General features: G+C 60.2%; 13 protein-coding genes. 2 read left to right on the forward strand and 11 right to left on the reverse strand.

Features of this window, described 5'->3' with window-relative positions:
* Positions 1–255 precede the first annotated feature (255 nt).
* From murB to EST62_RS04110, 3 genes are all read right to left on the reverse strand, one after another.
* The gene (gene murB / locus EST62_RS04100) at positions 256–1,848 is read right to left on the reverse strand and encodes a UDP-N-acetylmuramate dehydrogenase (protein WP_129050839.1); all 1,593 of its coding nucleotides are present in this window, start codon (positions 1,846–1,848) and stop codon (positions 256–258) included.
* Positions 1,849–2,070: 222 nt separating this feature from the next.
* Positions 2,071–2,316, reverse strand: a complete 246-nt coding sequence (locus EST62_RS04105) for a hypothetical protein (protein ID WP_129050840.1) — start codon at positions 2,314–2,316, stop codon at positions 2,071–2,073.
* A gap of 183 nt (positions 2,317–2,499) precedes the next feature.
* Positions 2,500–3,987 carry an amino acid permease gene (locus EST62_RS04110; RefSeq protein WP_129050841.1) on the reverse strand — a complete coding sequence of 496 codons (1,488 nt, stop codon included), beginning with the start codon at positions 3,985–3,987 and terminating at the stop codon, positions 2,500–2,502.
* Here EST62_RS04110 and EST62_RS13395 point away from each other — a divergent pair.
* Positions 3,916–4,371, forward strand: coding sequence for a hypothetical protein (locus EST62_RS13395; RefSeq protein WP_167599171.1), 456 nt, complete (start codon positions 3,916–3,918; stop codon positions 4,369–4,371). The two genes, EST62_RS04110 and EST62_RS13395, sit on opposite strands and share 72 nt — an antisense overlap.
* Here EST62_RS13395 and EST62_RS04115 read toward each other — a convergent pair.
* The 8 genes from EST62_RS04115 to EST62_RS04150 all read right to left on the reverse strand — a co-directional run bounded on the left by EST62_RS04115 (position 4,349) and on the right by EST62_RS04150 (position 13,713).
* Positions 4,349–7,012 (reverse strand): cation-translocating P-type ATPase, encoded by a 2,664-nt coding sequence (locus tag EST62_RS04115; protein ID WP_129050842.1) that lies wholly within the window; start codon positions 7,010–7,012, stop codon positions 4,349–4,351. The two genes, EST62_RS13395 and EST62_RS04115, sit on opposite strands and share 23 nt — an antisense overlap.
* 103 nt (positions 7,013–7,115) lie before the next feature.
* A complete protein-coding gene (locus EST62_RS04120) occupies positions 7,116–8,378 on the reverse strand; it encodes a hypothetical protein (protein ID WP_129050843.1) in 1,263 nt (420 codons plus the stop codon).
* A gap of 83 nt (positions 8,379–8,461) precedes the next feature.
* Positions 8,462–8,722 (reverse strand): Nif11-like leader peptide family RiPP precursor, encoded by a 261-nt coding sequence (locus EST62_RS04125; RefSeq protein ID WP_129050844.1) that lies wholly within the window; start codon positions 8,720–8,722, stop codon positions 8,462–8,464.
* 140 nt (positions 8,723–8,862) lie between these two features.
* Complete coding sequence (locus EST62_RS04130) at positions 8,863–9,621, reverse strand: SDR family NAD(P)-dependent oxidoreductase (RefSeq protein ID WP_129050845.1); 759 nt, start codon at positions 9,619–9,621, stop codon at positions 8,863–8,865.
* A gap of 231 nt (positions 9,622–9,852) precedes the next feature.
* Positions 9,853–10,719: a glycosyltransferase family A protein gene (locus tag EST62_RS04135; protein ID WP_129050846.1), complete on the reverse strand. Its 867-nt coding sequence runs from the start codon at positions 10,717–10,719 to the stop codon at positions 9,853–9,855.
* Positions 10,720–10,751: 32 nt separating this feature from the next.
* Positions 10,752–12,005: a pentapeptide repeat-containing protein gene (locus tag EST62_RS04140; RefSeq protein WP_245153457.1), complete on the reverse strand. Its 1,254-nt coding sequence runs from the start codon at positions 12,003–12,005 to the stop codon at positions 10,752–10,754.
* A 7-nt stretch (positions 12,006–12,012) separates the two neighbouring features.
* Positions 12,013–13,293: a hypothetical protein gene (locus EST62_RS04145; RefSeq protein ID WP_129050847.1), complete on the reverse strand. Its 1,281-nt coding sequence runs from the start codon at positions 13,291–13,293 to the stop codon at positions 12,013–12,015.
* A gap of 36 nt (positions 13,294–13,329) precedes the next feature.
* The gene (locus EST62_RS04150; RefSeq protein WP_129050848.1) at positions 13,330–13,713 is read right to left on the reverse strand and encodes a DoxX-like family protein; all 384 of its coding nucleotides are present in this window, start codon (positions 13,711–13,713) and stop codon (positions 13,330–13,332) included.
* Positions 13,714–13,883: 170 nt separating this feature from the next.
* On the opposite strand from EST62_RS04150, the gene EST62_RS13400 reads away from it, so the two are divergent.
* Entirely contained in the window at positions 13,884–14,045 is a 162-nt protein-coding gene (locus tag EST62_RS13400) for a hypothetical protein (RefSeq protein ID WP_167599172.1), read from the forward strand.
* The last annotated feature ends 38 nt before the right edge of the window (positions 14,046–14,083 follow it).

A 14,083-nucleotide genomic window follows, 5' to 3' on the forward strand; every position in this document is an offset into this window, starting at 1 on the left:
ACATTATGACTTTTATGAATATATGTGCTCAATTATTACACTTTTATCTTTAACGAAGCAGAGCTTCGGGGAATATATCCCATAGAGATTCAAAAAAATTTTATCTCTCACTTAACTGCTTAGATTCTTTCAATCACCTTTCCGACCTCTTCTATCATGCGAACAGCCTGCCTTGTTGCATCCAGATTCATCCAGATAAATCCTGAAAATCTCATCCGTTTTTTTACTAATCACCCCTCATCCCCTTCACCCCCTTCACCCCACCCTCACCACGCAATACCTCGTGGGCTGGTGGAAATCCGGCGCTTCTTCGTCGTGCCACCACGGAAATAAACCGTAACGGCCATCTCCGAGGCTGACGGCGTTTTGCAGCGTCAGGCGGCCGTCGTGGATGAACGGCTCCAGCATTGCGTACGAAAGCTCCATGCCGAAACCGGTTTCGCTGGCGAAGGGCGTTGCCTGGCCGCGCCAGAGTGCGTCCGACGGGGTTTCGTGTCCGGCGGCTCGCTGGCGCGGGGCGTCGAAGCGGAGGGCGAGCCAGTGGGCTTCCGGCGTCACCTCGAATTCGAGGTACTCCGCGCTTCCGCTGCCGTCGGCGATGAACAGCTCAGAGACGCTCGACTCCCACAAATGATCGACAAACGCGCCCGCCGGAGCTTCGGGCCGCAACGCAAAAGCCGCGCCTGATTCGTCGCGCGTCGTCCAGCGAATGAAGGGACGCTCCGGCGACTGTCGCGCTTCGTCGAGCGAAACGAACTGCTCGACCTCGACGGCGATGCCCGCCGGAAATGCGGCGTCGCGGCAGAAGTAGTCGAGCGCCGGGCCGTGCAGCAGCGTTCGCGGAAAAGCGGCGTCCGCGGCCTCCGGGAAACGCAACAGGCCCGTCCAGCCGTAACCAGGGCGTGACGGCTCTGGCGTCGAGGCGATGCCGCAGGCGTCGAGCAGCGCGGTCTCGAACAGACCGGCGCACTGGAGTTCGAGTTCCAGCATTGCGCCCGCCTGCTCACGCGCTTCGGTGCGCATGGCGGCGCAAAGCTTCAGGACGTCGGTAGCTCGCGCTCCGCCGGTGTTGAAGATGAAGTTGGCGTGGTGGTCGCTCACCTGCGCCCCGCCCTCGCGACGGCCACGAAAGCCGAGGGCGTCGAAAATCTGCCCGCTCGGTCGGCCCGCCTCGTAGCTGTTCTTGAAGGTCGAGCCGCAGCTCGGAAAATCGAACTGGTGTTTCGCATCGCGATCATCGCCGAACTCGCGCATCCGCGCTCCGATGGCATCGGGAGCGTCCTCATCCGCGAATTCGAGCACTGCGCCGACGACAATTTCGGAACTCCGCATCAGGCTGGTCTCCTTGTAGCCGAGGAACACCTCCTCGGCGCTGCGCCAGCGAACCGCGCCGTCGAGGCCGACCGTCACGACGCTCCGGGTCACGCCGGAGATTTCGCGCCCGTAGCAGCGCCCGTTCATGCGCACCGTCGCGCCGATGGCGCCCGGCAAGCGATAAAGCCACTCCCCGCCGCTCCGGCCCGCCCGCTGAAGCATCAAAGCCGCGTCGGTGTTTTCGACCCCCGCCTCGCAGAAAAACAGCTCATCGGAAACCCGGAACATGCGGTTCATGAGGTCAAGCACGATCACCGCGCCCGGAAATTCCTCGTCCGAAAAGAGCATGTTGCTCCCCTTTCCGGCGACGATGACCGGCAGCTTGAGCTTGCCGCAGCGGTCGAGCGAGGCGGCGATTTCAGCCGCGCTCCGCGGATGGACGACCCACCGCGCCTCGCCGCCGATGCCGTAGTAGCCGACAGTTGCGAGCGATACGCGCTCATCGAAAGGACAGGGGAACATTGGATCGGGCATGGATTTTGAGCACTTCGGGTTTTAACGAAACCTGAAATATAGGATTTCGGGAAATTGCCGCAAGCCGGAGAAGCGGCTGACAACGGGGCAGGCATTCGGAGAGCAGTGAAAAAAGAAAAGAGGGGTAACAGGCGCAAAAGAGCGGAATCAAAAAAACAAGAGGGAGATAAAGTATCTGCGACTTTTATCTCCCTGCTGTCCTCAAAGTTCTTTACCGGCGATTCAGTTGGCCGGAGCGGCAGGAGCGTTATTCTTGGTGAGAATCCCGTCCTCGACCATTTTGTCGATCATCTTGGTGAGCTGGTCCTGAATGCGAATCACCGCAGGCAGCGAAAGGGCGACCGTTGCATTGGGGCGAACATTGGGTTCCTTGCCCTTCTCGACAGAGATGACGTTGACAAGGTCAAAGCGAACGACGCCGTCAACGAGAATCATGTTCGCGATGCCATCGGCATAAATGGTCTGCATATCGTTTTCCTCCTGGGGGAATGAGTTTTTGTATTTCCTGCTCTTGCGTAAATAAGCGCACTAATATACGCAAACTCACGATGGCGGCCTAAGCAGGCTCGAAAAAAAACGGGGAAAGTTCGATACCGGCCAGCCAAGAAGCCTTCCGGGCGAGGGAAGCGCTCCCGTCCGTAAGCTGACCGGTCAATCCGGGCGCTGGTTCAGGATGCTGTGGTGGCGTCCGTAAAAGAAATAGATGCCAAAGCCGATGACCAGCCAGACGATGAGCCGCCACCAGTTTTCGGCGGGCAGCGAGAACATGAGCACAAGGCAGGTCAGAATTCCGGCGATGGGCACGAAGGGCACGAAAGGCGCTCTGAAGGGGCGCTCCGCCTCCGGATTGGTGCGCCGCATGATGAGCACGGCGGCGCAGACCACAACGAAAGCGAAAAGCGTACCGATGTTGACCAGCTCGGCAAGCAACCGCAGCGGCAGGAACGCACCGAGAGTGGCCACGAAAATGCCGGTGAGAATGGTCGCTTTCCAGGGCGTTCTGAACTTCGGGTGCACCGCGCCGAAAAACTCTTTCGGCAAGAGGCCGTCACGCGCCATCGCCAGAAAAATTCTCGGCTGGCTGAGCATCATGACCAGCAGCACCGAGGTGATGCCCGTGATGGCTCCGAGCGAAACGAGGAACTGCGCCCAGCCGAGGCCGACCTGCTTGAAGGCGTTGGAGACCGGCGCGTCGATGTTGAGCTGCCGATACGGCACCATGCCGGTAATCACCGCCGCCACGGCGATGTAGAGCACCGTACAGATAATGAGCGAAGCGATAATCGCGATCGGCACGTCGCGCTCCGGATTCCGCGCCTCCTCGGCGTGGGTCGAAATCGAGTCGAAGCCGATATAGGCGAAGAAGATCATCGCCGCCCCGGCAAGCACGCCGACCGGCGCTCCGCCGGGGCCGCTCTCTCCGAGAATGGTGTGGCCGAAGACGCTCAGCCCCGAATAGCCGAATGGCGCGAAGGGCTGCCAGTTCTGCGGCTTGACGTACATCGCGCCAAGGGCGATGACCAGCAGCACGATGGCCACCTTCACGATCACCATGCCCGTATTGAATCCAGCGCTTTCGCGGATGCCCTTGACGAGAACCGCCGTCACCGCAAGGGCGATGACCACGGCGGGCAAATCGAACATCGAGCCGGTCAGCACGAGCGAACCGGTCACGGGATCGAAGTCAAGCGGCGCTCGCGAGAAAATTCCGGGCAGGTGCAGGCCGAATATTCCGATGAAATCCTGAAAGTAGTGCGACCATCCGTGCGCCACGGTGGCCGAAGCGACGGCGTATTCGAGAATCAGATCCCAGCCGATGATCCAGGCGAAGAGTTCGCCGAGGGTGGCGTAGGCGTAGGTGTAGGCGGAACCGGCGACCGGGGCCATCGAGGCGAACTCGGCGTAGCAGAGCGCCGCAAAGACGCAGGCCAGCCCGGCCAGAGCGAAGGAGAGCGTCACGGCGGGGCCTGCCTTGTCGTGAGCGGCCACGCCGATGAGCACGAAAATACCGGTGCCGATGATCGCGCCGACGCCGAGGCTGGTAAGGGCCAACGGGCCGAGTACGCGATGCAGACGGTGCTCGCTTTTCATCTCCTCGATCAAAAGCGAAAGCGGCTTTTTTCTGAAGCTGTTTTTCACAGGCAGATGCGCTGGTGGTTGACTAAAGAGGACACTGAATCAAAAGGCGAAAATGGCGGAAATTCCCGAAGATACAGAGTTTTTCCAACCTTTTTTATGATGAGCGCCTCTAAAAAGAGTCATGAGCACGACTTGCCGGAAATAGCGGACGGGGCGCGGAAACCGGAGTCCCGACAAATCGGGGTGAGTATTGCGAGTCACTCGTATCCGGCTCGATACCGCACCCGGACCTTGAACATGAGTATTCTGGCAAAAAACGCCATCCCGACTGTAGGGACGGCTCTTGTGGCCGTCCTCTTCGGCAAAAGCGCCACCCGATCCGAAAGTGTTCGATCGGGACAGAAAGTTTGTAGCAATGACCTCATTTCAGACGCCCGCTTCTGATGAACCACTTGACCGCTTCGATGACCGGCACGACCGACAACGCGCCGCCAACCACGATCACCCAGTCCTCGACCGGCATGGCGAAGGTGCCGAACGGCGCGGTGAGCGCGGGCACGTAGATGATCGCCGCGAGCATGACCAGCTCCCAGAGAATGGCCAGGTTCAGCCAGCGATTCGTGAAGGTGTTCGTGAAAACGTGCTCCTTTTCCGAGCGGAAGTTGTAGGCCTTGAAGAACTGGATGAGCACGAGCGAGACGAAGGTCATAGTCATCGCCTCCGAGAGAGAACGTCCGGAGTGGCGCGCCCACTCGAAAAGCACCAGATTGACCAGCGTTGACCAGAGGCCGCCGGCAAGCATCAGCGCCATCACCGGGCGGGTGAAAATGCCCCGCTTCCGGTCGTTCGGCGGGCGCTGCATGATGCCCGGCTCGGCAGGATCGACGGCGAGCGCGAGCGCCGGAAGACCGTCGGTGGCGAGGTTGACGTAGAGTATCTGCACCGCCGTCAGCGGCAGCGGAATGCCGAGCACGGTCGCTCCGGCCATGAGGCCAAGTTCGCCAATATTCGACGAAAGCAGGTAGGTGAGATATTTTTTGATGTTGTCGTAAATCCCCCGCCCCTCCTCGATGGCCGCCACGATGGTGGAGAAGTTGTCGTCGAGCAGCGTCATGGCCGACGCCTCGCGCGACACTTCGGTGCCGGAGATGCCCATCGAAATGCCGATGTCCGCCTTTTTCAGCGCCGGAGCGTCGTTGACGCCGTCGCCGGTCATGGCGACCACCTCGCCATTTTTCTGAAGCGCCTCGACGATGCGCAGCTTGTGCTCCGGCGAGACCCGCGCGAACACCTCGACGCTTCCGGCGGCCTCGCCAAGAGCGCCGTTGTCCATCGCCTCGATCTCCACCCCGGCGAGGACGCGCCCCTGGCGCAGAATGCCAAGCTCACGCGCCACGGCCCGCGCCGTCACCGGGTGGTCGCCGGTAATCATGACAGGCCGGATGCCCGCCGCGACGCAGCGCTCAACGGCCGACTTCGCCTCGTCGCGAGGCGGATCGATCATTCCGGCGAGTCCGAGAAAGGTGAGTCCGTTCGATGCCTCCGCAGCGCCCGCGCTCTCTTTCCGCGCGATGGCGATCACCCGGAGCGCGTCGCGGCCCATCGATTCCACCTTTTCGAGAATATCACGACGCGCCGGATCGTCGAGCGCTTCGGGCTTTCCGGCAATATCGAGAGCTTGCGAACAGGCGAGCAGAATCACCTCCGGCGCGCCCTTGACGATGGTGAAGGGCGAAGCGTCCGAGCGGTGAACCGTCGCCATCCGCTTCGTTTCGGAGGAGAAAGGCTCTTCGTCGATTCTCGGAAAACGGTTGCGCAGATCGTGCTCGTCAAACCCTGCCTTTCTGGCGGCGACGACGAGCGCCGCTTCGGTCGGATCGCCGGAAATCTTCCACTCCCCCTCCGGCGCTTGTGCGAGCGTGGCGTCGTTGCAGAGCACCCCGGCTTGCAGCAGCTCCCGCACCGGCGGCGGCAACTCGCCGGAAGCGCCGTCGATCTTCATCTCGCCCTCCGGACGGTAGCCCGAACCGGCCACGCTGACGTCAAGTCCGGCGGCGTAGAGGCGGCGGACGGTCATTTCGTCGCGGGTCAGGGTGCCCGTCTTGTCGGAGCAGATGACCGTGGTGCTGCCGAGGGTTTCGACGGCGGGCAGGCGGCGCATGAGCGCGTTTCGCTTGACCATGCGCTGCACGCCGAGGGCGAGCGAAATGGTGACCACCGCCGGAAGCGCCTCCGGCACCACTGCCACGGCGAGCGCGATGCCGAAGATGAGGATTTCGATGAAGGGTTGGCCGCGCACGATGCCGAGACCAACGATGATCACCACAATCACCAGCGCGGCGCGGGCGAGCGAAGCGCCAACTTTGTCGAGGTTTTTCTGGAGCGGCGTCTTTTCGCTCTCGACCCGCTGCAACATTCCGGCGATGCGCCCGAACTCGGTCTGCATCGCGGTGGCGGTCACGAGGGCCAGGCCGCGCCCGTGTACCGCCGAGGTGCCCGCGAAGAGCATATTGCGCCGGTCGCCGATAGCCGTCTCGGGCGGCAGCGTGACGGCGGACTCCTTTTCGGAGGGCAGCGACTCGCCGGTCAAGGCCGCCTCGTCCATGCGCAGGTTGACCGCTTCGACGAGCCGCGCGTCCGCCGGAATGCGGTCTCCGGCGGCAATCACGATGAGGTCGCCCGGCGCCAGCTCCAGAGCCGGAATCATCTGTTCGCGACCATCGCGGATCACCTTCGAAGCCGGAGCGGCCATCTGCCGCAGCGCCTCGATGGCCTTCTCGGCGCGGTACTCCTGGACGAAGCCGAGCAGCACGGCGAAGAGCACGATCACCGCAATGGCGATCGCTTCGACGCCGTGGCCGAGAAAAGCCGAGAGCACCATGGCGATAAGCAGGGTGATAATCAGGACGTTGCGGAACTGCTCGGCCAGCAGCTTCCAGGGGCTGGCCGATGGCGCGGTTTCGAGACGATTGGGGCCGTAGCGTTCCAGACGCGCGGCGGCCTCCGTTTCCGTGAGGCCGCCGCGTGAAGCGCCGAGCTGCTCGAACAGCTTTTCGAGAGGCTGGGAATAAAAGGTTTCAGGCATGGCGTCAACCGTTTAAATATCCACGAGACCGGGAGCGAACAAACAGGTTCCCCTTCTCAACCCCCGAACATGCCGAACGGTTCCGCCGGACGCCCGTCAGCGCTCAGTGCGCGAAATGGACATACCGGCCATCCGCGAACTTTGCGAGGTTGATCCCCTGCTTGTCCGAGGTCTCGTCACTGAGCCAACTGACCAGTTCACACCCCTTCCAGTCATCGAAGCTGTCGATCTTCGGCTTGTCCGACGCAAGCTGATCGATATAGCGCCGCATCAGTTCGTTGGTAAAGTGGAACTCCGCCTCTCCGGCCTGCCAGACGGTCGCGTCCTTGCAGCCCGCAAGTTTGTTCGGCTGGGCGTCCGCCATCGAGCACAGGTCGTTGCGATGCAGCAGGTAACCGCAATGGCCGCCATCTTCGACCATGCAGACAGCGCCCCACGACTCCTTGCCTGCCGGAGTCATCTGCGCGTACTGGTTGTTGCTGCCGGTCGCGCTCCATGCCGGAGGATTGGACGCCGTGGTCAGGCAGGCGCTGTCGCAATTGCCCACGACCATCAGGTTCGGAATCTTCATCTCCGCGAGCTTCTGGCGGTAGGGCTTCATGCCGGGAGCGAACACCGGCACGATCTTGCCGCCAGCACCGTCCACCGGCGAAAGCTGGAGTACGCCAACCGGATCGGCCATCTCTTCCGGCGTCCACTTCGAGAGCGGAGGCGTGTGATCGGGCGTGACTTCGCGATTGTAGAAAACCGGGTCGTACGACGTAAAATTTTTTCTGCCAATGTCACGCAGATTGGCGAAGCCGGTGGCCGCCGCCTGCGCGTGAGCGCCGCCAACCGAGTGACCGGCGAAAAGTACGCGATTTCCCTTGCTGAGTCCCGCCTTTGAGGTTGCCGCGGCAGGTTTCAGAAACTGAAACGCCTTGACCGCCTTTTCGTCGTTGTACTTGTGGGTCGCGCCGTAGCGAATGAGGTAGGAGGCCGCCGCGTATGCCGCCTGGCCGGGCCTCGCACTGCCGCCGAAATCGGTCCAGGGCATACCATCGATCTGCTGATGAACCGTGGTCACGAACGCCAGCGCCCAGTTGTTGTCGATGGCCGCCTGCGAGTAGTTGTAGTACCACGACGGATTGACCTCGAAAAGCGGCGTATCCTGATTGGTGATCTTGCTGAGGAGCTGCTTGGGATAAAAGAAGGGATCGAAGCCGATCAGAAATCCGTGGTTGAACATCACCAGTCCATCGGCCTGCATGTTGTTCGGATAGAACACCTCGATGACCACCTCGGTGAAAAACGGCAGCCTGTCGGAATATTGCAGCCAGAGATAAATCCTCTTGAAATCGTAGTTGCCAATCTGAATCGGATACATGGATCAACCTCCTTTTAGGCGTACTGGTCGCCGATGATTGTGGGGAAACGCTACGGTCGTTCAATGAAACAGGACGGACGAGATCAATGCCAGAGACCGCCGCCGCAACTTCTGACGTGCACCTGATTGTCGAACGGCAGCTCGCAAAGCCAACCGGCGACGTGGCCGAGAGCGCCGGGCGAAAGGCTTGCCTTGGCCTGCTCAAGCTCCTTGTCGGTAAACTCGAAACCGGCCTGGCGGATTAGCTCCATTCTTTTTCTGGAGAGCTCACCGGCCATTTGAATACCAAGATCCTCTTCAGCCATGAGCTTGTCGAGGAACATACGTGCAGATGATAGTGACATGGTGTAGAGATGGTTTGATGAAAAGAGGCTTTACTGATAGTATAAAATATGAAGAATAAGCGGGTTATAACGCAAGGTTTCTTGCAGAAAAACCGGTGGTCGAAGTAAACGCCCCTGACAGATCATCAATTGTCAACGGCTCACAGCCTTGCGCCGCCGGAGATTTCGAGGATTTGGCCGGTGATGAAGGCCGCGTCGTCCGAAGCGAGGAAGAGCGCGGCTTTGGCGACGTCGTCGGGCGTGGCGATGCGCCCGAGGGGGTAGCGCTCGGCGGAGGCCTTCGCGAGCGCCTGCCAGCGCTCCGGGCCGAGCGCGCGCACGAACGCCTCGACCTCCACCAGCGCGGGCGCGAGCGCGTTGGCCGTGATGTTGAACGCGCCGAGCGCCAGGGCGAGCGAGCGGGTAAAGGCGAAGATGCCGCCCTTGGAGGCCGAATAGCTGAACTGGTTCGGGCTGCCGCGCCAGACCAGCGAACTCATGTTCACGATCCGGCCATATTTTTGCGGCTTCATGATCTTCGCCGCTTCGCGGCAGCTCACCATGCACGACTTGAGGTTCATGTCGAGATTGCGCATGGCCCGCTCCATGTCGATTGTCTCCACGGAGGCCGCCGGTTCGCAGTCGCCACCCGCGATGTTGACGACGATGTCGAGCCGGCTGTAGTCGCGGCGGATATTGGCAAACAGCTCGACAACCTGCTTTTCGGAGGTAAGATCGACGCCGGAGCACGAAGCCTGTCCGATATTTTGCGAGATTTCATCGCACACCCGGCTGCACTGTTCCAGATCGATATCCACCAAAACAACGACCGCCCCCTCGCGGGCGAAGCAACGCGCGGTCGCGCTGCCGATACCCCCCGCCGCCCCGGTGACGAGCGCGATTTTCCCCTGCATTCTCATGTTAATGTACGGTTTTGGTTATCGATGCTTTCCGAAAGACGTTTTGTCACAATCCGACATTACGAGCCATCCCGACTTGCCGGGAGAATACAGAGAAAGAGGACGGGCACAAGAGCCGTCCCTACAATCGAGAATGATTGGTTTTTGTCTGGATATTCATGTTCAAGGGTCGTGTCTTGTATCGTGTCACGACCTTTCGGAACATGGCGATCCACTTCCGTCGAGACCCGCCTACTGCACCGGGATCACCCGCTTTTCGGTCTGCGATCCGGCGAAGAGTTTGAAGCCCATGAGGCTCGTCATCGACTGCACCGCCGAGTTGAAGCGCCCGATGAACAGGTCGAGGTCGTTGATCTGGAAAAGCTCATCGCCGGCCACCTCCTCCATGAAGGCGAGAAACTGCTCGTGGCGCATCTCTCCGATCCGCGACGACCACGAAAGATTGGAGATACGGAAAGCGCAGAGTGGCTCGTCGATCATCCAGAGGTTACCCAGGCGCAGGAGCTGCATCCAGAAATCGAGATCAATGGTGTAGGGAATGCGCGCGCTGTAGCCGCTGGTCGAAGCGATCAGCCCGGCGGGATAGAGTCCGCAGACCGGTTCGCCGATGATGTTGGTGCCGAGGCGCACCATTTTTCTGACCACATCGTCAGGCGTTTTCAGGCCGCCATCAATGAAGTTGACCTTTTTGATGAGCACCCTGCCCTCCGGATCGATAATGGTTCGCTGCGACGAAACAAGGCTCAACCCATCCGACCCGGCCTGCTCAAACGCGGCAAGCTGCTTTTCGAGACACTCCGGAAAGAGCAGATCGTCCGCGCAAAGCAGCTTGACGTACCGGCCCCGAACCTCGCTGACAGCGCGGTTCCAGTTGCCTTCGGGGCCAAGATTGCGCTCGCTGCCGAAAACCGCGATGCGCCGGTCATCGAACGAGCGGGCTATTTCAAGCGAGCGGTCGGTTGAATGGTCGTCATAGATCAGCAGTTCGAAATCGTCCATCGTCTGCGCGAGCACCGACTCGATGGTTTCGGCGATATATCGCTCGTTGTTGTACATCGGTACCGTGACCGTGACCATCGGTGTGCCGTTTCGTGACATATGCTTTACGCCTCCTTCTCACCATCATTATCTCAACGGCCCGGTTCATTCGAGAACCTCGCCGCATGTTTTCGCGCCCATGCCGGGGTCGCTTTCTTGCCGGAATCGAGCACCGTTTCCGACGAGATGATCGCTCCCTCATACCTGGCCCAGCTTGTATTGGCAAGCCAGAGATTGGCGCCGCGAAGGTCGGCCTGCCGGAAATCGGCCCGCTGAAGATTGGCCGACCGCAAATCCGCGCCCCTGAGATTGGCGTTTCTCAGATCGGCCTGGTCGAGGTCGGCGCGCTTGAACGAGGCCTTTTCAAGATCGGCGGCGTGCAAGTCAGCATAGGCGAGCACCCGGTTGGCAAGCGGCGCTTCTTTCAGATTGACCGCCATCTCCGGCTCCTGCTTCCTGATTTTGTTCCATTTCGTGACGTTCGATTTCAGCAGCTCGAACTGATCGGCGTCGTAGGCAATCGTTGACGGCGCGGGACGCCAGGCTCTGAGCGGATTGAGCGTGGCGGCAAGCTTCGGCTGCGAATCAGGGGAAGGCAACGCAGCCTCACCCCGGCGTCCGGCCCGCGCCGTTGCCGGGCCGCGGGATGAAGCTGTCGCCGGTTGCGCCACGACCGGCATGAACCTGGCTCCGTGCGCTTCGGCCCATCTGGCCGATCCCTCCTTGCCGTTCGGCAAGACGGTCTCGTTGGAGATCACCGCGCCGCTGAAGTTCGCGCCGCCGGTGCTCGACAGCCAGAGATTGGCCGCACGGAGGTCGGCATGGCTAAGATCGGCATATTCAAGATTTGTCTCCCGAAGATCGGCGCCTCGCAGGTCGGCCTCTCGCATCGATGCTTTACCGAGTTCGGATTTACGCAACACCGTCGAAGCCATCTTCGCGCCGGTAAAATCAGCGTCCGTACAGGAGGTGGAGGCGAGGGACGCTCCGGCCAGATTCGCTCCGTTAAAACGGCTGCCGAACACCACCGAGCCGCTGATGTCGGCTCCATGCAGGTCGGCGTCGCGGAAATCGGAACGACCCATGTCGCACTGGCTGAGATCAGCGCCGACAAGGTTTGCGCCTTTGAAATTGACGGTACGCAGCCGCCGTCCTTTCAGCTTCGCGCCCGAAAGATCGGCGCGCAGTGCCGGTTCCTGAGTACGCAACTCGTTCCATTCGAAGCTACCCTTCCGCGCCACGGCCTCCTGCCGGGCATCGGCGGCGATGAGCGGATGGGCGGAGCCGAAAAGCAAAAAACCGGCGCACGCGGCAACGCCGCAATAACGAAACAGTGGATAGATCATGAGGTTTTTATGATTTGTCACCGGTCTTGAAAACCGGATCGTGAACGAGATTGCGTAACAGCAAAAGCGCCGCTACCGCATAGACGACGCCACCAATGCCAAGCACGAGCTGCTCGCCACTGAAGAAGCTCACGATAATCGTCACTCCGGCGACAAGAATGATCGAAAGCTGCACGAAGGCGCGATTCATCGTGCGCGCGTCGAGCAACTGCTCCAGCGGATCGCCGGAGTGCAGCAGTTCGAGGCCTCCCGTCTTCTGGATGGCGGGCAAAACGATGTAGATCATGCCGATGAACGAGAGCGTGATCCAGCCAAGCAGCGCCGAGTGGGTGTGCGAGTGGTAAATCCACATCTTGTCGCCCCGGATGGGCGGATAGCTGCCGAACAGAATCCCCTTCGCATAGTAAATATTCAGAATGCCGAAAGCGCTGGTGGCGAAGAGAAACGCCAGACCGCCGAGCATAAAAGCGAGCGCCGGATGGGCGAAGTTGTTGCGGAACCAGTTTCGCAGAAACACGCCGAAGGTGTAAAGCAGCGCCATCACGCCAAAGGTGAGAATGTGGCTGATGAGCATCATGCCGAGGTAATCGCCCATGAGAATCACGACCAAAAAGTAGAGCACACCGCCGACGAAGAGGTAAAACCAGAGGCTGAAAAGCTTTTTGGCCAGCTCCATCTTGCTTGTCCGCCGCCAGGCGTAGGTGTAGAGGAAGCCCATCACGCTGATGCTCAAGGGAAACGACGAGCCGAGAAAGTAGGCCGACTGCGTCACGAAAAACGGAATGATGCCGTTGTCAGGAAACGCCTCCTTGAGGCCGAGCGTGAAGAGGCCGAGGTTGGCGTTGAGCAGAAAAACCACGTCGAAAATGTAGTAGCGCACCGACACCTCATTCCAGATTTTCGCCACGGAGAGGGTGGTGAGAATCTCGTAGAGCGGCACGGCGACCACCCCCATCAGCATGAGGCCCGCCGCCGCCTTGAGGAGCGGCAGGTCAGCCGCCACGGCAACGGTGACCATGACAAGCGCCAGCAGCACCAGGCCGATGAACAGGCGCTGACGCACGGGGTCGATCCGCAATTCGGGATAGATCGCCGCCGTCAGGTAGCGATTGAAGAGCAGAATGGCCAGGTTGCCGAAGCCGACAAAAAAGAGGTACGGATGAAGCTTGAGCAAAAAAGCATTGTTCGTCAGCACTCCGAATCCGCCACCGAAGGCCGCGAGTGAGATGACGGCGAAGGAGACGAGGAGAAAGGTTTTCGATATTCCTCTGAGCGTTTGTGCTGGCATCGTATGATTGTATCGTTTGTTAAGGTTGCTGCCCGGTCACGCTGCGGGCTTGCGCATGGAGATGAACGCGATGACAGAAAGCGCTATCACCGCCGCGTTGAGCGATACCGGATTGAACGCTTCTGTCAGCAGGGCTGGTTCATGAAGCGACACAAAGCCCAACAGACTCAGCATCGCCGCGATGTTCAAAAGGAACGGCCAGCGCCACGGCGAAAGCAGAATCAGCAAGCCGAACAGCATTTCGCCATACCCCATCACGGAGCACATAAAGCCGTAGAGCGGCCCGAGATGGGCGAGCAATCCAAGCTCGACGGGACTCTGGCAAACCAGCTTCGGCACGATGCCCTGATAGATCCACACAAAAGCGAGAGCAACCCGGCTGATCCAGACCACCGGCGGCTGACGATCGAACAGACTCATAAAAAAATGGTTCAGGCGTTTCTTTCAGGAAGATAACAGTTACAGGCTAAATACAGCCACTCCCAACGTTAAAGGGGTGTTGAAAGTGCGCGGATGGGGGAAAATTGGGGATTAGGCATGCCTCAAACCTTAGGCCGTGTCAATCGGCGGTTCCATTCGTCGGCGTCGGCTTGGTAAAACCTGGACGCGCCTGGGGAGTCAGCGGCTGCCAACGGATTGTCGATGAAGTGTATGCCGCCGTCGAAAGCTGGAAAACGGAATTCTCCGAAGCCGGGGTGAGTGACGAGGAGATCGACCAACTCCGCGAAATCGACGGCAATGTGAGAAGGTAGGCTCACGCGGAGAATCTGTTCATAAGACTCATGACCCT

The organism is Chlorobaculum sp. 24CR, from assembly GCF_004118635.1.
Lineage (GTDB): Bacteria > Bacteroidota > Chlorobiia > Chlorobiales > Chlorobiaceae > Chlorobaculum.

What these genes read in the sequence shown, in the direction of transcription:
- murB (WP_129050839.1), bottom strand. Translation starts at nt 1,848, where the DNA reads ATGCCCGATCCAATGTTCCCCTGTCCTTTCGATGAGCGCGTATCGCTC.
- EST62_RS04105 (WP_129050840.1), bottom strand. Translation starts at nt 2,316, where the DNA reads ATGCAGACCATTTATGCCGATGGCATCGCGAACATGATTCTCGTTGAC.
- EST62_RS13395 (WP_167599171.1), top strand. Translation starts at nt 3,916, where the DNA reads ATGCAGACGGTGCTCGCTTTTCATCTCCTCGATCAAAAGCGAAAGCGG.
- EST62_RS04115 (WP_129050842.1), bottom strand. Translation starts at nt 7,012, where the DNA reads ATGCCTGAAACCTTTTATTCCCAGCCTCTCGAAAAGCTGTTCGAGCAG.
- EST62_RS04120 (WP_129050843.1), bottom strand. Translation starts at nt 8,378, where the DNA reads ATGTATCCGATTCAGATTGGCAACTACGATTTCAAGAGGATTTATCTC.
- EST62_RS04125 (WP_129050844.1), bottom strand. Translation starts at nt 8,722, where the DNA reads ATGTCACTATCATCTGCACGTATGTTCCTCGACAAGCTCATGGCTGAA.
- EST62_RS04130 (WP_129050845.1), bottom strand. Translation starts at nt 9,621, where the DNA reads ATGAGAATGCAGGGGAAAATCGCGCTCGTCACCGGGGCGGCGGGGGGT.
- EST62_RS04135 (WP_129050846.1), bottom strand. Translation starts at nt 10,719, where the DNA reads ATGTCACGAAACGGCACACCGATGGTCACGGTCACGGTACCGATGTAC.
- EST62_RS04140 (WP_245153457.1), bottom strand. Translation starts at nt 12,005, where the DNA reads ATGATCTATCCACTGTTTCGTTATTGCGGCGTTGCCGCGTGCGCCGGT.
- EST62_RS04145 (WP_129050847.1), bottom strand. Translation starts at nt 13,293, where the DNA reads ATGCCAGCACAAACGCTCAGAGGAATATCGAAAACCTTTCTCCTCGTC.
- EST62_RS04150 (WP_129050848.1), bottom strand. Translation starts at nt 13,713, where the DNA reads ATGAGTCTGTTCGATCGTCAGCCGCCGGTGGTCTGGATCAGCCGGGTT.